The 19,988-nt window shown below is 63.9% G+C and carries 17 protein-coding genes; 5 read left to right on the forward strand and 12 right to left on the reverse strand.

Annotation, left to right across the window (positions count from 1 at the left end; genetic code table 11):
* Nucleotide 1 precedes the first annotated feature (1 nt).
* Nucleotides 2-1,063, forward strand: coding sequence for a pyrimidine utilization protein A (gene rutA / locus Q0R16_RS06905; RefSeq protein ID WP_295634046.1), 1,062 nt, complete (start codon nucleotides 2-4; stop codon nucleotides 1,061-1,063).
* A gap of 168 nt (nucleotides 1,064-1,231) precedes the next feature.
* On the opposite strand, the gene Q0R16_RS06910 is transcribed toward rutA, so the two are convergent.
* The 6 genes from Q0R16_RS06910 to Q0R16_RS06935 form a co-directional block, all read right to left on the reverse strand.
* Nucleotides 1,232-1,951, reverse strand: coding sequence for a type ISP restriction/modification enzyme (locus Q0R16_RS06910; RefSeq protein ID WP_295634096.1), 720 nt, complete (start codon nucleotides 1,949-1,951; stop codon nucleotides 1,232-1,234).
* Nucleotides 1,952-2,116: 165 nt separating this feature from the next.
* Nucleotides 2,117-3,199 carry an XRE family transcriptional regulator gene (locus Q0R16_RS06915; RefSeq protein WP_295634049.1) on the reverse strand — a complete coding sequence of 361 codons (1,083 nt, stop codon included), beginning with the start codon at nucleotides 3,197-3,199 and terminating at the stop codon, nucleotides 2,117-2,119.
* Nucleotides 3,200-3,222: 23 nt separating this feature from the next.
* Nucleotides 3,223-3,771, reverse strand: a complete 549-nt coding sequence (locus tag Q0R16_RS06920) for a hypothetical protein (RefSeq protein ID WP_295634052.1) — start codon at nucleotides 3,769-3,771, stop codon at nucleotides 3,223-3,225.
* 30 nt (nucleotides 3,772-3,801) lie between these two features.
* Complete coding sequence (locus tag Q0R16_RS06925) at nucleotides 3,802-4,122, reverse strand: hypothetical protein (protein ID WP_295634056.1); 321 nt, start codon at nucleotides 4,120-4,122, stop codon at nucleotides 3,802-3,804.
* A gap of 107 nt (nucleotides 4,123-4,229) precedes the next feature.
* On the reverse strand, nucleotides 4,230-5,852 hold the full coding sequence (locus Q0R16_RS06930; protein ID WP_295634059.1) for an AMP-binding protein: 1,623 nt from the start codon (nucleotides 5,850-5,852) through the stop codon (nucleotides 4,230-4,232).
* Nucleotides 5,849-7,537, reverse strand: a complete 1,689-nt coding sequence (locus Q0R16_RS06935) for an AMP-binding protein (protein ID WP_295634062.1) — start codon at nucleotides 7,535-7,537, stop codon at nucleotides 5,849-5,851. The genes Q0R16_RS06930 and Q0R16_RS06935 overlap by 4 nt, the downstream gene beginning before the upstream one ends.
* A gap of 266 nt (nucleotides 7,538-7,803) precedes the next feature.
* On the opposite strand from Q0R16_RS06935, the gene Q0R16_RS06940 reads away from it, so the two are divergent.
* Nucleotides 7,804-10,554, forward strand: coding sequence for a TonB-dependent receptor (locus tag Q0R16_RS06940; RefSeq protein ID WP_295634065.1), 2,751 nt, complete (start codon nucleotides 7,804-7,806; stop codon nucleotides 10,552-10,554).
* 667 nt (nucleotides 10,555-11,221) lie between these two features.
* Here Q0R16_RS06940 and Q0R16_RS06945 read toward each other — a convergent pair.
* From Q0R16_RS06945 to Q0R16_RS06960, 4 genes are all read right to left on the reverse strand, one after another.
* A complete protein-coding gene (locus Q0R16_RS06945; RefSeq protein ID WP_295634068.1) occupies nucleotides 11,222-11,566 on the reverse strand; it encodes a hypothetical protein in 345 nt (114 codons plus the stop codon).
* 170 nt (nucleotides 11,567-11,736) lie between these two features.
* The gene (locus Q0R16_RS06950; protein ID WP_295634071.1) at nucleotides 11,737-12,618 is read right to left on the reverse strand and encodes an SMP-30/gluconolactonase/LRE family protein; all 882 of its coding nucleotides are present in this window, start codon (nucleotides 12,616-12,618) and stop codon (nucleotides 11,737-11,739) included.
* On the reverse strand, nucleotides 12,600-13,754 hold the full coding sequence (locus Q0R16_RS06955; RefSeq protein ID WP_295634073.1) for a ThuA domain-containing protein: 1,155 nt from the start codon (nucleotides 13,752-13,754) through the stop codon (nucleotides 12,600-12,602). Before Q0R16_RS06955 ends, Q0R16_RS06950 begins: the two co-directional genes overlap by 19 nt.
* Nucleotides 13,744-15,126: an MFS transporter gene (locus Q0R16_RS06960; RefSeq protein ID WP_295634076.1), complete on the reverse strand. Its 1,383-nt coding sequence runs from the start codon at nucleotides 15,124-15,126 to the stop codon at nucleotides 13,744-13,746. The genes Q0R16_RS06955 and Q0R16_RS06960 overlap by 11 nt, the downstream gene beginning before the upstream one ends.
* A gap of 146 nt (nucleotides 15,127-15,272) precedes the next feature.
* Here Q0R16_RS06960 and Q0R16_RS06965 point away from each other — a divergent pair, with 146 nt between their 5' ends.
* On the forward strand, nucleotides 15,273-16,208 hold the full coding sequence (locus tag Q0R16_RS06965; RefSeq protein WP_295634080.1) for a Gfo/Idh/MocA family oxidoreductase: 936 nt from the start codon (nucleotides 15,273-15,275) through the stop codon (nucleotides 16,206-16,208).
* Between the two features lie 4 nt (nucleotides 16,209-16,212).
* On the opposite strand, the gene Q0R16_RS06970 is transcribed toward Q0R16_RS06965, so the two are convergent.
* Both Q0R16_RS06970 and Q0R16_RS06975 read right to left on the reverse strand, forming a co-directional pair.
* A complete protein-coding gene (locus Q0R16_RS06970) occupies nucleotides 16,213-16,833 on the reverse strand; it encodes a 2-dehydro-3-deoxy-6-phosphogalactonate aldolase (protein ID WP_295634083.1) in 621 nt (206 codons plus the stop codon).
* Between the two features lie 14 nt (nucleotides 16,834-16,847).
* Nucleotides 16,848-17,765 (reverse strand): 2-dehydro-3-deoxygalactonokinase, encoded by a 918-nt coding sequence (locus Q0R16_RS06975; RefSeq protein ID WP_295634086.1) that lies wholly within the window; start codon nucleotides 17,763-17,765, stop codon nucleotides 16,848-16,850.
* A gap of 74 nt (nucleotides 17,766-17,839) precedes the next feature.
* On the opposite strand from Q0R16_RS06975, the gene Q0R16_RS06980 reads away from it, so the two are divergent.
* Nucleotides 17,840-19,657 (forward strand): IlvD/Edd family dehydratase, encoded by a 1,818-nt coding sequence (locus tag Q0R16_RS06980; RefSeq protein ID WP_295634089.1) that lies wholly within the window; start codon nucleotides 17,840-17,842, stop codon nucleotides 19,655-19,657.
* Nucleotides 19,658-19,708: 51 nt separating this feature from the next.
* On the forward strand, nucleotides 19,709-19,988 hold a 280-nt coding region (locus Q0R16_RS06985), incomplete at its 3' end, for an aldehyde dehydrogenase family protein (RefSeq protein ID WP_295634093.1).

A 19,988-nucleotide genomic window follows, 5' to 3' on the forward strand; every position in this document is an offset into this window, starting at 1 on the left:
CATGCAAGTCGGCGTTTTCGTGCCCATCAACAACAACGGCTGGCTGATCAGCGAGGCCGCGCCGCAGTACATGCCCAGCTTCGATCTCAACAAGGAGATCGCGATCCGCGCCGAGAAGTACGGGCTCGATTTCCTGCTGTCGATGATCAAGCTGCGCGGGTTCGGCGGCAAGACGCAGTTCTGGGACTATGGGCTGGAAAGCTTCACGCTGATGGCTGGCCTCGCCGCGGTGACCGAGAAGATCAAGATCTACGCCACGTGTCCCACGCTGATCATTCCGCCCGCCTTTGCCGCGCGGATGTGCAACACGATCGATTCGATCAGCCACGGCCGCTTCGGGCTCAACCTCATCACCGGCTGGCAGCCGCCCGAGTACACGCAGATGGGGCTGTGGCCGGGCGACGAGCACTTCCGCAACCGCTACGATGTGCTCGACGAATACGCCCACATCCTGCGCGAATTGTGGGAGACCGGCACCTCGGACTTCAAGGGCAAGTACTACACGATGGAGGATTGCCGGGTGTGGCCGCAGCCCACCGGCGACATGAAGATCATCTGCGCGGGATCGTCCGATGCGGGCCTCGCGTTTTCGGCACGCTGGGCGGACTATGCGTTCTGCCTGGGCAAAGGCGTCAACACCCCGACCGCCTTCGCCTTCAACAACGAACGGCTGGCGCTCGCCACCGCGAAGACCGGGCGCGACGTTTCGGTGTTCGTGCTGGTCATGGTGATCGCCGCCGAAACCGACGCCGAGGCCCACGCCAAGTGGCAGGCCTACAACGACGGCGTGGATATCGACGCGATCGCCTGGCTGGCCGAGCAGGGCGCCAAGGACAAGGTCAACACCGACACCAACGTCCGCCAGCTCGCCGCGCCCGAGGGGGCGGTGAACATCAACATGGGCACGCTGGTGGGGTCCTACTCCAGCGTGGCAGCGATGCTCGACGAGATGGCCGAGGTTCCCAACACCGGCGGCGTGCTGCTGACCTTCGACGATTTCGTCGAGGGCGTGGAGGCGTTCGGCACGCGCATCCAGCCGCTGATGACGAGTCGCGGCGCATAACCGGTTGCATTTGCAACTTCACTAACATCGCGCATGTGACGTATTGCGAGTGAAGAAGCGCATGGATGAAATTTCATCATCTTTTCCGCTTTGGATCAATGGGTTATAGCGATGTGAAAGAACGCCGCCGCCCTTGCACGACACGCCCTTGTAGGAAAGCGTTTTTCGCTACTCCCACTCCTCGCGATCCAGCCCGCGCATGGCCTCAGTGATCGCCACCGTCTCCACGCTCACGCGCACCACGCGGGCGAGCAGGTCGATCATCGGCTCCTTGTAATCGGCAAAGCGATACGTGTTGAACTTCGCGGCGATGACCGGATCGCGCGGGGTTTTTTCCTTATGCTGATCCAGCACCCAGTCGATCGCCGAGCGGTTGCCCAGCCGATAGTCCCACGCCTGCGCCGGGATGCCGGCAAGCAGCGTATCGGCATCGACCACCACGCAGCCCGTTGCGGCGCCCGTATCGAGCCGGCTTTTCAGCACTGGCTTGGGGTGCGTGCCGTGCGCGCGCTTGGGCGGGGTTTCGATCCGCTCGATCGGCCACGGTTCCACGGTTTCATACCCGATATGCAGCGCCATCAGCGCCTCGCCCCAGGCCACCCAGCGCGCGAAATCGGGATAGAACGGAATGCGCGGGAATTCGCGCTTGAGGTTCAGCGCATAAGTCTCGCGGTACACCGGATCGTGCAGCACGGCGTAGCAATAAGCAAAGATCGCATCCTTGCTCATCGCAGTCCCCCGCCCACCAGCGGCAGCGCTCTCCTGAGTCCCCCGCCCGCTTGCGGGAGGGGCTAGGGGTGGGCCCTTCTTCTTCCCTTCTCGGTCCCCACCCTCAACACGAAGAAAGTGCCCACCCCCAACCCCTCCCGCAAGCGGACGGGGAGCCAGAGCCTTCTTGCCATAGCGCGCGAGGAACTTGTTGAAGGCTCAATCGGCGACGCTCGCCCCGTGCATGCTGAAACGTAAGGCGGCGGGCACCCGAGCGAAGTCTGTGTCAGATGAAAATAGGAATGCTGTCCCTTGATTCACACCCCTCTGCGTCAAGAATAAGCTTTAGTTTACAAGGCGAAGATGCCGCGTTGACGTAGGATCAGGTTGATAGACGCGCTTGAAGTCCTCCGGGGTAACACAGAGTAAGTTCGCGATATCGCTATCTGAGTATTCTAGTTTTGTTCTATGAAATTCAATCATTCGCCGGAGTATTTTAGGCTGTTCGCGCGGAGGCTCGTTTGGCTCCCGCTTTGCGTATCCGAGTCTATTCATTTCAATAAAAAACATTTTTCGCTGATAATCTGTAATCAATTTATGCCTATGCGCGTTCATTGCAATAGATGACATTGAAACCTTCCAATAAGCCTTCATATTTGCAAGATGAGGTAGATCAAACCTACGAAGTTGTGATCGCAATTCAGCGGGAGGTAGAAGAAATGAACCTGCAAATTCGTCGGCTTCTTTTTCCATTTCACCATCTTCTTTAAATTCTGTGGTGTGGAGGACCATGTGGGCTAACTCGTGGCATAGCGTGAATCGCAATCTGTCCATTGACGAATTTGTGTTCACAAAAAAAAGGACTGGCAGCCCATCAATGCGCTGACTCATTGCATCGAGAAGATCGGTGCCGAAGTCACAAGGAATAACGATTCCTCCGTTACCCTCAATGAGGTCGACCACGTTCTCAATCGGCCCAGAAGGAAGCATCCATGATTCTCGCAATGAACGGGCCAAGTCGCTGATCGTCGCGACCCCCAGCGTACGCCCCTGAAATTCGTCGCGATCTATTTCAGGAATAAACCGATTGGTGCTTAGCTGAAACGATACGCTCAGCTTCTCAACGTGCATCCGCCGAATGTTCATTTCGGCGACGATCTTGCCCAACGCCTTGGCGGAGAGCTTTTTGCGTTTTCTGAAATGGAATGGCGGAAAGCCAAAGGGGCGCCCTGCCTGAAAAAAGAAGCTGGCAGGATAATTGAGCGCACTTCCGGCGTCGTCCGCAAACTCATCTGGAGCGTCCAGCACGCCAGTCTCGTATTTAGAGAGCGTGCCTTGACCCATTCCGATAATGTCAGCCAGTTCAGCTTGCGTCACACCCCGGGAATCCCGGGCGAGAGTCAGCAAGTGGTGATTAAACCGCGCCATAATTCACCACAATAAAAGTTACGTCAGCCGAGTTGCGCTTGGCGCGTCACATCATACCAACGCGGCTGGCCGACAATGCGGCTATCTGTCGGCACAATAGCGGCACACCAATCGATTGCTTTGCCCATCGGGCGGGCCACCTGCACCCGCTCGACGTCCGTGCCGAGAGAGTTCGGCCAGTATCCGACAACCAAGTTGAGCGGCGGGCAAGGGATGCCCGGGAGAGGGAGTTGCTTGTCGAAATCCTTGGCCTGCTTGGTCGGATAGTTCCGGGTGCGACCATCCTCGTCCATCTTCTTGAAACGGATCGTCGCCTTCTCTCCAACAATCCAGACCTTCAATCCCCCAATATCTTTGTGGATCACGTTAGAAAGGTCGCTCAATCGCGCATGCGCTGCGGTCTCCATGTGGGAGTAGATGCAGGCGAACTTGGCGCGCGAATCATGCTCTATCCTGATGTCCGCTGGATACTCCTGATAGCGGGCCAAGCCGCCACGGCAAATCGCGTCCAAGTGATCGAAGATAAAATCAAGCTGTGACATCGCTTGATCTTGAGTCCATTCCAGCATCACGCGCCCCCAGGATAGCGCGACCCTGATACTTCAATTCGCCAAAAAGGCAAGAAAAATATTCCGAAAATTATTCCACTGGGTGTTGCCCCACCACTTCGCGGGGGCGTCCTTGGCCTCCCAATAGCCGAAGGGCACGCGCAGCGCGTGGAGCAGCGCGCCATCGGGATAGATGCGGCTGCCGCGCGGGGTGATGATTTCGTGTTGGGCGTTGAACACCAGGTCCTGCGACTTGCCCCAGCGCTTGAGCAGATCCTTGAACGCCTCGCTCAGCACGCCTTCGCGGCGGCTGCCCGATACGCTGCGCAGACGATCGAGTTCCGCGCGGTATTCGTTGATGAATTGCCTGCTCACGTGTCCCCCGTTCGGGTGCCAGCGTAGAGGGGGGAGATGCTGGTGCCAATGGCGATCAGCGTTGAATTTTAACCGGTTTAGGGACCGGGATGCAAGGGCGATGGCCCTTACCCGCCGGAGGCTACTTTCCAACTCTCCAATAGCTTCTGACGAATCACCTGCTTGAGCACCTTGCCCGCATCGTTCTTCGGCAACGCGGGCCATGCCTCCACCGCTTCGGGCACCTTGAACCGGGCCACTCCCAGCTTGCCGAGGAAGCGTCCGAGTTCGGCAACGTCGGGTGCATCACCATCGCGCGGGACGATCACCGCCACTGCGCGTTCTCCAGTGCGCGGATCGGGCAGGCCGACGATGGCCACTTCGGCGATGCCGGGGTGGCCGGTCAGCAGGTCCTCGATTTCCTTGGGCGCGATGTTCTCGCCGTTGCGGATGATCAGGTCCTTGATGCGGCCGGTCACGGTGAGGTGATTGTCGTCGATCCAGGCACCCTGATCACCCGTGCGGTAGTAGCCTTCGGCGTCGAAGGCGGTCAATTCGTCCTCGGCGTGGACGTAGCCGACCAGCATCTGCGGGCCGCGCGCGCGGATTTCTGCGTCTTCGGCAAGCTTGACGGTAGCCACGCCTGGGCAGCCGTCGGTTTCGGCGGCGTGAGTCACGTCGTCGCGGTCGATCACGCCCACGGTGGTGACGGGAACTTCGGTCGAACCATAGACGCGGCTGACCACGGCCTTGTCGAACCATTCGACCGCCTCGCGGACCAGCGCGGGCGGGACCGAGGCACCGCCGCAGATGAACAGTTTCAGGTGCGGCAGATGGGTGCCGGCGGTCTTTGCGGCATCGAGCAGACCGCGCAGGAACGGGGTGGCGCCGGCCATGTGCGTTATGGCGTGCTGTTCCATCAGCGCGATCGCCTCGGCGGCATCCCAGCGCTCCATCAGCACGGCGGTGGTCCCGAGCAGGACCGGCATTTCGAAAGCATAGATCGATCCGCCGATGTGGCTGACGGGCGAGGGGACCAGCCAGCGGTCGCCCGGATCGACCAGCCAGTGCGCGCCGATCTGCGCGATCAGTGCGCCCAGAGTGTTGTGCGTGTGAAGCACGCCCTTGGGCCGGCCGGTGGTGCCGCTGGTGTACATGACCATGCGCACGTCGTCGGCATCGAGCGCGGGGAGGGACACCCGGTGTGCCTCGGTGTGGAGAGCTTCGTAGGCGGTGTGCGCGCCGGGATCGCTGCGCAGGACGACGACTTCGGGCGGGTCGGGCAGTTCGGCGGTGACGCGCGCCAGCATCGCGGCATAGTCGAAGCCGCGCCATTCGCCCGGCACGAACACCATCCTGCTGCCCACGTCCGCCAGCATGAAACGCAAGTCGTGATCGCGCAGTGAAGGCAGGATCGGGTGCGCGACCATGCCCGCCAGCGTGGCGCCGAAATAGATCGCGGCGGCTTCGTGCCAGTTGGGCAGCATGAACGAAACCACGCTGCCCGGCGCGGCGCGCGACAGCATGGCGCAGCCCAATTGCTGCGCTTGTGCTGCAAGATTTGCTGCGGTGATTTGCGTTTCGCCGTCGACCAGCAGAACGCGATCGGGCGTGACGGTGGCGACTTCGAGCAGCGCGTCGGCGGCGGTGCGGTCGCTCCACCAGCCATCGGCGCGGGCTTGGCGGGCAAGCGTTTCGTTCCAGCGGATGCGCCAGCCGTTGGGGGTGTGGCGGTGTTCGATCAGGCTCACGCGCCGGCGGCCTCGCGTGCCTTGGCGGCTTCGGCCAGGCGCAACACGAAGCGCTGGATCTTGCCGCTGGGGGTCTTGGGCAGGCTGTCGACGAATTCGACCTCGCGCGGGTAGGCGTGCGCGGACAGCCGTGCCTTGACGTGGAGCCGCAGGGCTTCGGCCAGTGCAGTGGTGGCGGGCTCGCCCCCATCTTCGACTGAGCGCAGCACGACGAAGGCCTTGACGATCTCGGTGCGTTCGGGATCGGGCTTGCCCACCACCGCCGCCTCGATGACGGCCGGATGTTCGAGCAGCGCGCTCTCCACATCGAACGGCCCGATGCGGTAGCCGGCCGAGGTGATGACGTCGTCCGCCCGCCCGACGAAACTGATCGAGCCATCGGGATTCAATTCGGCGGTGTCGCCGCTGCGATAATGCGCGGGCCCGAGGGCGGGTGTGGCAAGGCCGTCGTAGCCGGTGAACCAGAACAGCGGCGATTGCGCCAGATCGAGCGCCAGTTCACCGGGAACGCCAGGCGGCAGGTCGTTGCCCGCCTCGTCGATCACCGTCACCCGCCAGCCGGGCATCGAAACCCCGGCCGATCCCTGGAGCACCGGGTGCGCAAAAGCGTGGTGGTTGCACAGCACCATGCCGGTTTCGGTCTGGCCGTAGTGATCGTGGATCACGACATCGAGATGCGCGGCGAACCAGCGGATCACCTCGGGGTTCAATGGCTCGCCCGCGCTGCTCACCGCGCGAAGCTGGCCCTTGATCGGCGCGACCGCCTCGGGGCCAGCCGCCATGATGAGGCGGAAGGCAGTGGGCGATCCCGCCAGGTTGGTGACGCCATGCTCGCGGATTGCGGCGACGGTTCCGGCAACGGTGAAGGGTGCGTCGTGCAGCATTGTCGAGTGGCCCAGCGCCAATGGACCCACCACGGCATAGTACAGCCCATAGGCCCAGCCCGGATCGGCTACGTTCCAGAAGGTGTCCTGATCGCACAGGCCCACGGCATCGCGGGTATAGTGCGCCATCGACAGAATCGCGCGGATCGGCACCAGCAAGGGCTTGGCGAGGCCGGTGGTGCCCGAAGTGAACATGATCAGGAACGGATCGTCGGGTTCGCGCGGCACCGGCGGCAGGCCGGGTTCGCGGGCGGCCAGTTCGGCATGAAAATCGAGATCGCCCGGCGACAGTGGGGTGGCGTCGTCCCCGGCGAGTGTAACGATCCGTGCCGAATGCGGCACCTCATCGAGCTTGGACCGGTTGGCGCGATCGGTCACGATGACCTTGGCACCCGAGGTGCCGACGCGATGCTCGATCGCCTTGGGGCCGAACGCGGTGAACAGCGGCTGGTACACCGCGCCGAGCCGCCATGTCGCCACGATGGTGACGAGCAGTTCGGGCACACGCGGCAGCAGGCCCGCCACCCGATCGCCCGCCACGACTCCGCAATCGGCCAGCACGTGCGCGAAACGTTCGGACTGTTCTTGCAACTCGGCGAAAGTCAGGCGTTCGACCACACCGTCGCGGGTCCGCGAGACCAACGCCACAGCCGCGCCCACGGCATGCCGATCGCAGCACAGCACCGCCGCGTTGAGCGGTCGAGCATCGGCGGTGAAGTCGCGCCATTCGGCAGCGGCGTCGAAGGTAGCCCATGCATTTTCCCAATCGGGCTGGGCAGGGGACGCTTGCGGCTTGGTCATGAAGGCACTCTCGGACTTGGCGGGACCGGACAGTGCATGCCCGCACGCCGGCGCGTTATGTCGGTCTGATCGGGCCTTGGCCAGCCACCGGCAATTGCGGTGGCGATGCTTGGCGGATGCCGCATTCATGCATCGCCGAAGCGATGGAATGCTGCAACGGGCGCCAAGCCGGGCATTTGCATTTGTCGCGGCGCCAATCCGCTGTAATCAACAGGTCTGTTCAATGGATACCGAAAATCGGGTCCGCCGCACCTGGGAGGGATACTATGCGTCTCTATCGCACAATCGCGCTTGCCGGCGTCAGCCTGGCTTCACTGACAACACCGGCATTTGCCGCAGAGGCCGCGCCAGTCGCCGCCGAACCTGCTGCCGATGCAGCGGCCGACACTGCCAAGCCCGACAGCGAGATCGTCGTCACCGGTACGCTGATCCGCGGCACTGCGGTCGTCGGATCGCAGACCATCACGATCGACCAGAAGATCATCACCGACAAGGCGGCGACGTCGACCAACGAACTGCTCAGCGTGATCCCGCAGATCGCCAACAACTTCAACGGCCGGCCAGAAGGTGATCCGCGCGGCTATGCGGCTGGCATTTCGACCACGCGTCCCAACTTGCGCAGCCTGCCATCAACCAACAGCACCTCGGGTGCGCTCACGCTGCTGCTCGTCGATGGCATGCGTGTGGCGCCGGTCGGGGTCAACCAGGCTTCGCTCGATCCCGACGTGGTCCCCACGGTGGTGCTCGAAGGCGTTGACGTGGTGACCGATGGCGGCACTTCGCTTTACGGCGCCGATGCGGTTGCCGGCGTTATCAACTTCCGCACGCGCAAGAAGTTCGATGGCTTCAAGATCGACGGCAACTTCGGTTTCGGCACCACGATCAAGGGCTTCCACGAATACGATGTCTCGGGCATCGCGGGCAAGAGCTGGGCCACCGGCAATGCCTATGTCGCGGTCAGCCACGCCAATCGCGACAACGTGCTGAACGGTGAAACCACCTGGGCATCGGGCCTGGTGTACAACGCCGCCGGCGTCGGTGCGTTCACCTTCACCCAGTGCCCGACCCCGGTCGGCACCGAAACCCGCTGGTTCCGCTTCGGACCCGGCGCGGCGCAGTTCACCAACAATCCCGCAGCGCCGGGCGCTGGCACATTCCCGGTCGGAACGCCGTGCGACGCCACTTCCTCGCAGTCGTACTCGCCGCTCCTACGCCGCACCAACGTCTATGGTGCGATCACGCAGCAGGTCGCGGAAAACATCGACTTCCGGATGACCGCGTATTTCTCGAAGCGTGACATCGAACTCAGCCAGTTTCCTCGTGGCTTTACGGCGGCAGGCAGCCCGCTGACCACCGGTGCGCTGGTCGGTGCAGCGTTCCCTGGCGCGGCCGTGGGCAGCGTGACCGCCATTCCCGGCGGCACCAGCTTCTCGTTCAGCCCCAACGCCGCCAACCGGAATCTCCCGCAGCGGATCGGCTTCGAAACCTGGGGCGTCAGTCCCGAGCTCGACATCAAGCTGGGCGGTGACTGGCATGTCCGCAACAACCTCCACTACGGCCGTTCGACCAACTTCCAGGATTTCCCCGGTGTCGATGCGGTCAAGGCGCAATGCTACATCACCGGCTGCACCGGGATTGCCGCGGGCCAGCTCAGCCCGTTCAACGTCGCGGCGGCAAGCGGTGCGGTGATCACCGACATCGAGAACTACACCAACATCCAGCAGACCACGCAGCAACTGTTCGTGTTCCGCACCGTCGCCGATGGTTCGCTGCTTTCGCTTCCGGCGGGCAACGTCAAGCTGGCCGTGGGCGCCGAATACCAGGACAATTCGGCCAAGAGCCGGCTGACCGCAGGCCCGGTCGGCTCGATCAACGCGCTGCCCTACATGTCGGCCGGGCGCAATTCGAAGTCGCTGTTCGGCGAAGTGCTGATCCCGGTGGCCTCGTTCCTCGACGTTACCGGCTCGGTGCGCTTCGACAGCTACAGCGACTTCGGCCACACCACCAATCCCAACGTGGGTGTGACCTTCAAGCCGGTTTCGTGGTTCAAGGCCTATGGCCACTACAACACATCGTACAACGCGCCGACCGCGGTCGACGATCTGGCGATTGCTACCGGGCGGTTCGTCTGCGGCATCTACGTGCCGGGCGGCACCGTCGCGCAGCGGCCGACCGATCCGCTGGGCCGGGATACGCTGAAGCAGGGTTCGTGCGCACTGGTATTGCAAGGCTCGGGCCCGGGCCTGAAGCCGCAGACCTCGAAGAACTTCGCGCTCGGCTTCGAAGTCACGCCAACATCGAACTTCCGCTTCGGTGGCGAATTCTACTCGATCGATCTGCAGAATGCGCTCGGGACGCTCAACCCTTCAAATCTCAACACTTACAGCACCAACCCGAACCTCTACACCTACAATCCGCAGGACCCGACGTACCAGGCGATCCTCAAGACGCTGACCAACGGCGGACAACTGGGTGCACAGCAGGCGTTCTCCAATGTGGCGATCGTGGTCGATACGCGGACCAGCAACCTCAACGCTGCCAAAGTGAAGGGCATCGACTTCCACGCGAACTTCGATGCGGACACCAGCTTCGGGCGCCTCTCGCTGGGGGTTTCGGGGACGCAGCAAACCAAGGCACAAATCACCAAAGGCGGCGTGACCACCGACGAACGCGGCAATGGCGGCCCGCGCTTTTCAGCCGTGTCATTCGTGGCGTTGAAGTCCGGCGGGGCTTCCGCCCGCGTCACGGTGTACTACACCGGCAAGTATCACGATCAGGCGCAGAACAATCTCGGCCTGATCGAGGTTGTGAACCCGTTCGTGGTGGCCAACCTCAATCTCGGCTATGAATTCGGTGAAAACAGCGGGGTGCTGGCGGGCACATCGTTGCGGCTCGTGGTGAACAACCTGTTCGAAGCGCTGCCGCAGACGATCAAGCGCGGCAGCAACTCGTTCAACAGCTACAACAATTACACGCTGGGCCGGGTGATCAAGGTGGGCTTCAGCAAAACGTTCTGAACGTCAGGCTGATAGCGCACTTGCTACCGGTGATGGGGGCGTACCGAAAGGTGCGCCCCCAATTGCTTGTGATCCTGCCACTACGCCATCTCAGAACGAGCGATCGACCGAAAGACGCACCCAATTATCCGTCGGCTGCCGTTCATGCCGCCCCCGGGCGACCGCTATCGCCTGGCATTGGGCGGCTGCCCGACCGGGGAACTTGCGGCCAATCCGGCGCTGTTTGCGGGCTCGATTTCGACAGCGTCTATCTGAACGTAGGAGTCTGGTGCAACGGCGTGGCCGTGGGCGGGCGCCACATCGGCCAAACCCCTTTCGGCGTGCGGATCGTGACCTTGGCTTCCGAGGCTGGGCCCGACTCTGGCATCGCGGTCAACGGCAAGCCCGCCAAACTGCGCGGCGGCTGCATCCACCACGACAGCGGCTTGCTGGGACCTGGCCGATCGGAGCCCGTAGCTGATCGGCGATTTCGTGTGGACCGTGATGGACTATCTGGGCGAAGCGGGGATCGGCGGCAGTTCGCCGGTTTCGGCGAGGTCGAAGCCCGCGCAGTTCTCGTTCGCGGGCTGGCCTTGGTCCGGCCATGGCAACGATCAAGCCGGGTTGAAAAGGCCGCGTTTGGCGTAGCCCGGCCTCGCTCAGCGCGAAGGCCGGGCCACCGTTTGGCTTACTTGGCCGGGATCTTGGCCAGTTCGGCGTCGACCTTGACCAGCGATTCGTCCTTGATCTTGTCGGGCGCATAGCCCTGGACCTGCTTGAGCGTCATCGCGCGGGCCATGTCGATCTGCGGGTTGGTGCTGAGCCCTGGCAGCAGCTTGTCGATCACCGCCCTGGTGGCAGGATTGTCGAGCAGCGTGCCGATGTCGGTATCGTCAACCGAGAACGCGGCCTTGGCTGCGGGGGCGGCGGCAGGCGCGGTGGCTGCCGCAGCGGTTGGCGTGTCGGCGGCCATGGCCGGAACAGCGATGGCGGCGCCGCCGAGCGTGGCGGCAATGAGCAGATTGCGAAGCATTGGTGTAGACCCTTTCCCATTCGGAAGGCCGCCCATGGCGGTGTCCGTTTTAAGCGTGACTGAACGGCGAAAAGCTAGCCGAATTGCGACAAACCGGCAATCCGTCGGGGCGCGGCGTTGCCGTAGCGTCAACGGCAGGGGCCGGCCGAGCAACGGTATCACCGGTGCGATCACGCGCTCAGCCGCACCGACGGCAGGATTCGCCCCGCCACCGGCGCGGTGAAAGCAAGCAGGCTGCCCGCCAGCGGCTGCGCGGCCAGCGCGGCCTCGTCCAGCCCGACGCGCGCGGTGGTGACATAGGCGGTGCGCAAGTCCGGCCCGCCGAACGCGATCTTGGTCACGCGCGCGCAGGGCAGGCTGACGTGGAGCAGCAAGGTGCCATCGGGCGCATAGCGGCGCACCCCCCAGCCATCCCACAGCGCGACCCACAGGCAATCCTCGGTGTCGGTCACGATGCCATCGGGGTGGCCATCGGCGGCGTCGAGCTGCACGAAAACCTCGGTTTCGCGCAGCGCCACGCCGTCGATGCGTGAGCGCCAGATCGTGCGTTCGCCCGAATCGACGTGATACAACACGCGCCCGTTTCCGCTCGCCGCCGGGCCGTTTGTGACGATGGCGCCGACGTCGGTGGAGTGCAAGGCGCCTTCATGAAGGCACCAGATACTGCCAGTAGGCCGGCTTTCGCCATCATCCATCGTCCCGAACCACAGCCGGCCGGCTGGATCTACAGTGGCGTCGTTGGTGCGGTTGTGCAGTGGCTGCGGGATCGTCACCAATGGCTCGCCCAACGCAGCGCCTTCGAGCCGGTGCAGGCCATGCTGCGATCCCACCAGCAGCCCGCCGTCCTGGATCGGCACGATGAAGCTGGGGTTGCCGCCGACTTCGATCGTCGTGCCCGTGCCGCTGGCGGGATCGAAGCGGTGCAAGTGCCCGCGCTCGATATCCACAAACCGCAACGCGGCCTCATCGGCCAGCCAAACCGGGCCTTCGCCAAGCTGGCAATCGAGCTGCCAGGCCAGTTCGGGTATCACGCTCACTTCGGTGACGTGCACGCTGCCTGGCCGTTGCCCGCCGCCCACACGACCGCGTTCTCGAGCAAGCTGACCACATGCGGTTCGCTGTATGAGGCCGGCAAGTGGCCGATTGCCGAATAGGCCATGCGTCCGCGCCCGACGCAGCGCGTCCACGCGATCGGATGGTCACCCATGCGCAACTGCTGCCCCGCCATGCCGATGGGCGAATACGTGCCCTCATCAAGCCGTGCGATCACGTGCGCACCGCTGACGCGCGGGCTGGTGCGGAACGAATACCATTCGTCCTTCATCGTCCAGCTTGCGGGCAGGCCTTGCGCAACCGGGTGCGCGGGATCGTCGATCACCACGCGCGCGTCCTGGAACTGCGGCGCCAACGGGTGGCCGATGAAGCGCGCGCCCAGCAGGGTATCGGCGTACCAATCCCAGAAATAGACCGGATCGCCGCCGCTGCCATGCACCGCGACGAAGCCGCCGCCGCGTTCGACAAAGGCCTTGAGCGCGCGCCGCTGAGCCAGCGTGAGAATATCGCCGCTGACGTTGTTCCAGATCACCACATCGAATTCGCCCAAGTTGCGCGGGTTGATCGTGCCACCGCTGGTGGTGGTGAACGTGGCCCAGTGCTTGCGCTTTGCCATGGCCTCGAACGCGGCGTGTGCGGCATTGACCCCCGGCGCATCGCGAAACCCGGTCATCTTTTCCATGATCAGCAACCGTGGCTGGTCTTTGGTCGTAGCGGGAGTCGCCGCAAATTTCGGATCGTCGTTGTCGTATCGTTCACAGCGCGCGAGCTTGTCGGCAGGCGTAACCGGCAGCTTGCGCAAGTCCGCATCGATCCGTGCGACCACGGCCGGATCGCCGCGTCCGTAACCGACCAATTCCTTCGCGGTGAGGATCGCCGCGAAGCTTGGCGCCCTGGTGCTGGCGAACATCGGCGGGAACTTGGCCAGCGCGCCGGGCAAGTGCCGTTCAAGCACGCCGCGCGCCGCCGGGCTGAGCAGCAGGTCGATCAGCGGTGAACCGGCCGAAAACGGCGCATTGCGCAGCGGGCAGTCGGTGACCGGCGCCGCGCCGGCCGCCGCGGGAAGCGCCAGTGCCAATGCTGCGATGAGGGCCTGGACCCGGGCGTGTACCCGGCGGCGAAGTTCAGTGCGCACTGGCCACGCCCTCCTCGATCGCGTGCGTGGTCGCGGATCGTGCCGCCAGCGCGAACCACAGCACGTAAAGGTAGCACCCTAGCGGCACCACGAACGCCAAACTGCGCGCACCCACCGGCACCAGGTGCATGAACAGGTCGACCACCCCGCCGAACACCAGCGAGATGATGCCACCGCCGCAGATCGCCATGCACATCAGCCCCGACGTGGCCGAAGCCGGCGCGGACGAGCGTTCGAGCGTAAGCGTGAAGATCGTCGGGAACATGATCGAATTGAATAGCCCCAGGAAGATCGCTGCGATGGCCGGGATGAACCCGGCGGTAATCGGGATCGATGAACCGCCAAGCGTGATCGCGCCGCCAAGCGGGGTGGCGGCCATGCCGTATGTCGCGATCACGATGAGGCACAGGATCGAAGCGCCGGCCGCGACCAGCGTCAGCATGCCCGTGGCCGCGAACTTGCGCAGCAGCGCGCTGCCCGCGAACCGCCCGACCATCGCCAGCAGCATGAAGTAGGGCGTGATGTAGCCCGCGATCTGTGAAGGCACGTTCAGGATCTGCTTCTGTTCGAGGAAGAAGATCATCCCCGAAATCACGCAGACTTCGGCGCCGACATAAAGGAAGATCGCCACCGCACCCAGGTTGGCCCAACGCGATTGCAGCGCCGACAGCGGCGATTCGGCGTGGGCGGCCATGGCTGGAGCGTGCGCGGCGATGGTCTTGCGCGATACGAACACGAACGCGGTGAACAGCGCCAGCGCGGCCGCGATCGCAATGTAAACTCCCGTTACGAACGACAGGCCATCGTCCTTCAATGCGTCGGTCAGCACCACGTCCTGCTTGAACAGATCGCCCTTGAGCAGGAACGCCGCGCCGAAAGTGCCCCCGGCATAGGCGCCGAGCGAATTGAAGGCCTGGCTAAGGTTGAGCCGGAAGTGCGCGCCCTTCTGGTCGCCCATCGATGCGATCAGCGGGTTGGCCGCAACTTGCAGCAAGGTAACTCCCGAAGCGGCGATGAACAGCCCGGCCAGCACCGTCACGAAGCTGTGTGACAGCGTGGTCGACCAGGCGACGATGCAGCCGGCGATGATGCCCATGAGCCCCAGCACGATCGACGAGGCATAACCGCGCCGCGCGAGGTATCCAGCCGCGGGGATCGACACGAAGCCGTATGCAATGAAAAACGCGAACTGGTTGAGCTGCGCCTCGAAGTCGGTGAGCGTGTAGATCACCTTCATCGACTTGACCAAGGGGTCGATCAGGTTGGTCACGAACGCCCAGATGAAGAACAGCGCGGTGACGCTGACCACGGCCAGCGCGAAGCCTGCGGCCCGGCTTCTGCCTGCCTGATTGCCCGCAATTGCTTCGGTCATGACTCGTGTTCTCCCAGCGCGGATTTGCCTTTGGTCCGCGGCATTGTTTGGCGGCACATGCGATTGCCCAGCCAATTGTATGAGTATATAACGGGTCAAAGCGCGTCAACGGTGGCGTAGCGGCATTCGGCAGGTGGAACACGAAGGTGGCGGCGAAGCAGGACATTGGCGTTGCGCTCGTTGGCTACGGCAAGATTGCGCGCGACAAGCATGAAGGCGCGATCGCGGTAACACCAGGCTTGCGGCTGGCTGCGGTGGTCGATCCGGCGGTGCAGCACGCAACGCTGCCGAGTTATCCGACAATGGCGCAAATGCTGGCCGCGCAGCCGGATATCGGTGCCGTGGCGCTATGCCAGCCGCCTCGCTATCGCGCGCAATCGGTGGTCGAGGCGTTGCAAGCCGGATTGCACGTGTTCTGCGAAAAGCCGCCCGGGATCGATCCGGCCGAGGTCGATCGTTGGGGCGATTTGTCGGCAACCACAGGCCTCACGCTGTTCACCGCCTGGCATTCGCGTGAAGGCGCCGCGGTGCACACTGCGCGTTCATGGCTGGCGCAAACCACCGCGCGCAAGATCCTGATCACCTGGAAAGAGGACGTGCGCCGCTGGCATCCGGGTCAGGCGTGGATCTGGGCGGAGGACGGCTTCGGGGTCTTCGATCCCGGCATCAACGCGCTGTCGATCCTGACCGCGCTGGTGCCAGGCCGGATCAGGATGCGCGAAGCGAAACTTGAACGGCCCGAGAACTGCGCCACGCCGATTGCGGCTTTGCTGGCGATGGAATCGGACAGTGGTATTGCGATCTCGGCGGACTTCGATTTCCGCCAGACCGGTCCGCAAAGCTGGGACATCGCGATCGAGGCCGATGCCGGTCGGCTGTTGCTGTCGAATGGCGGCAATACGCTTTCGATCGATGGCGCGGATCAGGACTGTGGCGCCGAGCAGGAATACCCGCGGCTTTATGTGCGATTTGTCGAACTGATCGGGCAGGGCGCGTGCGAGGTCGATGCAAGCCCGTTGCAACTGGTTTGCGATGCCACGTCGATCGCGCAAGTGCAGGTTGTCGAACCGTTCTACGACTGACGGTTCAGGCCAGCGCAGCCACCAGCGCGCGGGCGCGGTCGCTCACTTCGAATGCGGTCATCCCGGGCTTGTAGATGCTGCCCCCCGCCGCAACGCCTTCGGCCCCCGCCTCGATCCACGCGCGCGCGTTTTCGGCGCTGACGCCGCCTACGGCCCAGACCCCGCATGACTTGGGAAGAACCTCGCGCAAAGCCTTGATATAGCTCAATCCTTGCGCGGTGGCCGGGAACAGCTTGATCCGCCGCGCGCCCGCTGCAAGGCCGGCAAAGGCTTCGGTCGGGGTTAGAAAACCGGGCATCGGTTCAAGCCCAAGCTCCACCCCGCGCGCAATCACCGCCGGGTTGGTGTTGGGCGTCACCATCAGCCGCGCGCCGGTTGCGGCCAGTTGCTCGACCGCTGCCAGATCGAGCACGGTGCCCGCGCCAATCAGCGCATTTCCGCCGAATTCAGCCTGCAACAGCGCTATGCTGGCAAATGGATCGGGCGAATTGAGCGGAACTTCGATCAGCCGCACCCCGGCGTCGACCAGCGCGGCGCCAATGGCCAGCGCCTCGCCCGGCTGGATGCCGCGCAGGATGGCGACCAGCGGCGGGACCTTTCGGGCCAGTAGCGCGTCAATCGTCATTATGGCTGGCGTCATCATGGCTGGATTTCCGATTTCATGAGCGCAAGCCCTGCGAGCGTGATCTTTTCGGCATCTAGAATTTGCGTTTTTGTTCCGCAAGTTACGAGTGCCAGTCCATAGCGTTTGGCAAGCGCCGAAGCGCCGATCAGCCACACACTTGCGGGCAGCAGACCGCGCGCTGCGGCTTCGCCGATTTCCCCACCGATCAGCAGGCCCGAGACAAACCCCGAAGCCCATGCCCCCGAACGGCCATGGCGCAATTGCATGGCGCGCGCCTGAAACAGGTCTCCGAGTATTCCCCCCGGAGCGTGCTCAAGCCCGGCCGCAAAACCCGCATCCTCATCCTCGCCGGCCACACCCGCCGACATGAGAGTCGATCTGCCCAGCAACGCGAACAGCTCGCCTGTCATGAAGGTGGTGAAGCCGGTAATTGCACCATCCTCAACCGTAACCCACTTGCTGTGCGTTCCGGGCAGCAACAGCGTGTGCCGCCCGGCAGCCAGTGCCGGATCGCTCGCAATCGCGCCGAAAACCTGCGTTTCCTCGCCGCGCATCACATCGGCACGGTTACCGCCGGCCGGTGTCGCGACCCCGGCCGCGATTGTCAGCGGGATGCCGTCGAAATCGATCCTTGCGGCTCGGTGCTGCCATGCTGCCCGGTCAGCCGGGCAATCTGCGTAGCCCGCCTCATGCAAACCTCCGCGCGCGCCCGCCATCCCGCACAAAGCGATCGAATGCGGCCGTTCGGCGAGCTCCAGGTCAGCCAGAAAGCCTTGCAGCACTTCCGCTGCCGAGCGGTCGATCGCCCCGATGCCAGGCCCGATGCGCCACGGCGCAATCACGCCATCGCGCTCCCACCACAGGCGAAGTGTGCTGGTGCCCCAATCGCCGAGCAGGCGCGTTCGAGCGGGTGTGTGAGTTGGTCTATGCATAGCTTGAAGTTCAATTTGTATGAGTATATCGCACGATATTCAAGATCCGAGCAACCCGCAGGAATCCGCCCGCCATGAGCGCACCGTCCCAACCACCCCGCAAGCTGCGCTCTGCCGCGTGGTTCGACAATCCCGACAACATCGACATGACCGCGCTTTATATCGAGCGCTATCTCAACTTCGGCCTGAGCCAGGAGGAACTGCGCTCTGGCCGCCCGATCATCGGCATTGCGCAGACCGGCAGCGACCTTTCGCCCTGCAACCGGCACCACCTGGTGCTGGCCGAACGCGTGCGCGAAGGCATCCGCGATGCGGGCGGGATCGCCATCGAATTTCCGGTCCACCCGATCCAGGAAACCGGCAAGCGGCCCACTGCGGGCCTCGATCGCAACCTGGCTTATCTCGGGCTGGTCGAGGTGCTTTACGGCTATCCGCTCGACGGCGTGGTGCTCACCATTGGCTGCGACAAGACCACGCCCGCCGCGCTGATGGCGGCGGCGACGGTCAACCTGCCCGCGATTGCGCTGTCGGTTGGGCCGATGCTCAACGGCTGGCACGCCAACGGGCAGAAGGGCGGCGAACGCACCGGCAGCGGCACGATCGTGTGGAAGGCGCGCGAGATGCTCAGCCGTGGCGAGATCGACCACGCGGGCTTCATCAAGCTGGTGGCGAGTTCGGCCCCGTCGACCGGCTATTGCAACACGATGGGCACCGCCACGACGATGAACTCGCTGGCCGAGGCGTTGGGAATGAGCCTGCCCGGATCGGCGGCGATCCCGGCGCCTTACCGCGATCGGCAGGAATGCGCGTGGCGGACGGGCAAGGCAATCGTGGAAATGGTCCACGCCGATCGCAAGCCATCGGACATCATGACCCGAGCGGCCTTCCTGAACGCGATCAAGGTCAATTCGGCGATCGGCGGATCGACCAACGCGCCGATCCACCTGGTCGCGATCGCGCGGCATATGGGCGTCGATCTCAGCGTGCAGGACTGGCAGGACCACGGCCACAAGGTGCCGCTGCTGGTCAACATGATGCCCGCGGGCGAGTACCTGGGCGAGGATTACTACCACGCGGGCGGGGTGCCGGCGGTTGTGAACCAGTTGATCGGTGCGGGGCTGATCGATGAAAGCGCGTTGACTGCCAACGGTAGGACGATCGGCGAGAATTGTCGCGGCGTGGCCATTGAAGACGAGGCGGTGATCCGCCCGTTCGATCAGCCGCTGGTCAAGGACGCGGGCTTTGTGGTGCTGTCGGGCAACCTGTTCGACGCGGCAATCATGAAGACCAGCGTGATCGGGCCTGAGTTCCGAGCGCGCTATCTGTCGAACCCCGACGATCTGGAGGCGTTCGAAGGCCCGGTCATGGTGTTCGACGGGCCCGAGGATTACCACGGGCGGATCGACGATCCGGCGCTGGCGATCGATAGCTCGACGCTGCTGGTGATGCGCGGGGCGGGGCCGATCGGCTATCCGGGCGCCGCCGAAGTCGTGAACATGCGCGCGCCGGCCTATCTGCTACGTGAAGGCGTGCGCAACTTGCCATGCATCGGCGACGGTCGGCAATCGGGCACTTCGGCAAGCCCGTCGATCCTCAATGCCAGCCCCGAAGCGGCGGCGGGCGGCGGTTTGGGGTTGCTGCGGACGGGTGACCGGGTGCGGATCGATTTGCGCAAGGGCACCGCCGATGTGCTGATTTCGGCGGCCGAACTGGCGACACGCCAGGCCGCACTCGAAGCGGCGGGCGGCTATCAGGTGCCGGCATCGCAGACGCCGTGGCAGCAGATCCAGCGCGATCTGGTCGGCCAGATGGCCAGCGGGGCGATCCTCGAAGGGTCCGAGAGTTTCCAGCGGATCGCGCAAACACGCGGCTTGCCGAGGGATAATCACTAAAGGCACCGCGCGGGCTGCCGCGCGACAACCATTGAATTTTAGGACAATATCATGATCGACGGCAGCATTCTGATCGGCGGCGAGGCGCGCCGCAACGCGCAGACCTTCCGCGCCACCAATCCCGCGACAGGCGAGGCCAGCGGTCCCGAGTTCTGCGAAGCTTCGGGGCAAGACGTGGTCGATGCCTGCGCGCTTGCCGCCGCCGCCTTGCCCGCATTCTCCGCGCTGTCGCCCGACGCGCGCGCGGCGTTTCTCGATGCTTGCGCCGAGGCCATTCTCGCCATCGGTGACACGCTTGTCGAAACCGCGATGGCCGAAAGCGGCTTGCCGC

Origin of the sequence: Novosphingobium sp. (assembly GCF_025351285.1) — a bacterium.
Taxonomy (GTDB): Bacteria; Pseudomonadota; Alphaproteobacteria; order Sphingomonadales; family Sphingomonadaceae; genus Novosphingobium.

Excerpts from the sequence above, each read along its gene's own strand:
- rutA (WP_295634046.1), top strand. The coding sequence starts at position 2 with ATGCAAGTCGGCGTTTTCGTGCCCATCAACAACAACGGCTGGCTGATC.
- Q0R16_RS06915 (WP_295634049.1), bottom strand. The coding sequence starts at position 3,199 with ATGGCGCGGTTTAATCACCACTTGCTGACTCTCGCCCGGGATTCCCGG.
- Q0R16_RS06935 (WP_295634062.1), bottom strand. The coding sequence starts at position 7,537 with ATGACCAAGCCGCAAGCGTCCCCTGCCCAGCCCGATTGGGAAAATGCA.
- Q0R16_RS06940 (WP_295634065.1), top strand. The coding sequence starts at position 7,804 with ATGCGTCTCTATCGCACAATCGCGCTTGCCGGCGTCAGCCTGGCTTCA.
- Q0R16_RS06945 (WP_295634068.1), bottom strand. The coding sequence starts at position 11,566 with ATGCTTCGCAATCTGCTCATTGCCGCCACGCTCGGCGGCGCCGCCATC.
- Q0R16_RS06960 (WP_295634076.1), bottom strand. The coding sequence starts at position 15,126 with ATGACCGAAGCAATTGCGGGCAATCAGGCAGGCAGAAGCCGGGCCGCA.
- Q0R16_RS06970 (WP_295634083.1), bottom strand. The coding sequence starts at position 16,833 with ATGACGATTGACGCGCTACTGGCCCGAAAGGTCCCGCCGCTGGTCGCC.
- Q0R16_RS06975 (WP_295634086.1), bottom strand. The coding sequence starts at position 17,765 with ATGCATAGACCAACTCACACACCCGCTCGAACGCGCCTGCTCGGCGAT.
- Q0R16_RS06980 (WP_295634089.1), top strand. The coding sequence starts at position 17,840 with ATGAGCGCACCGTCCCAACCACCCCGCAAGCTGCGCTCTGCCGCGTGG.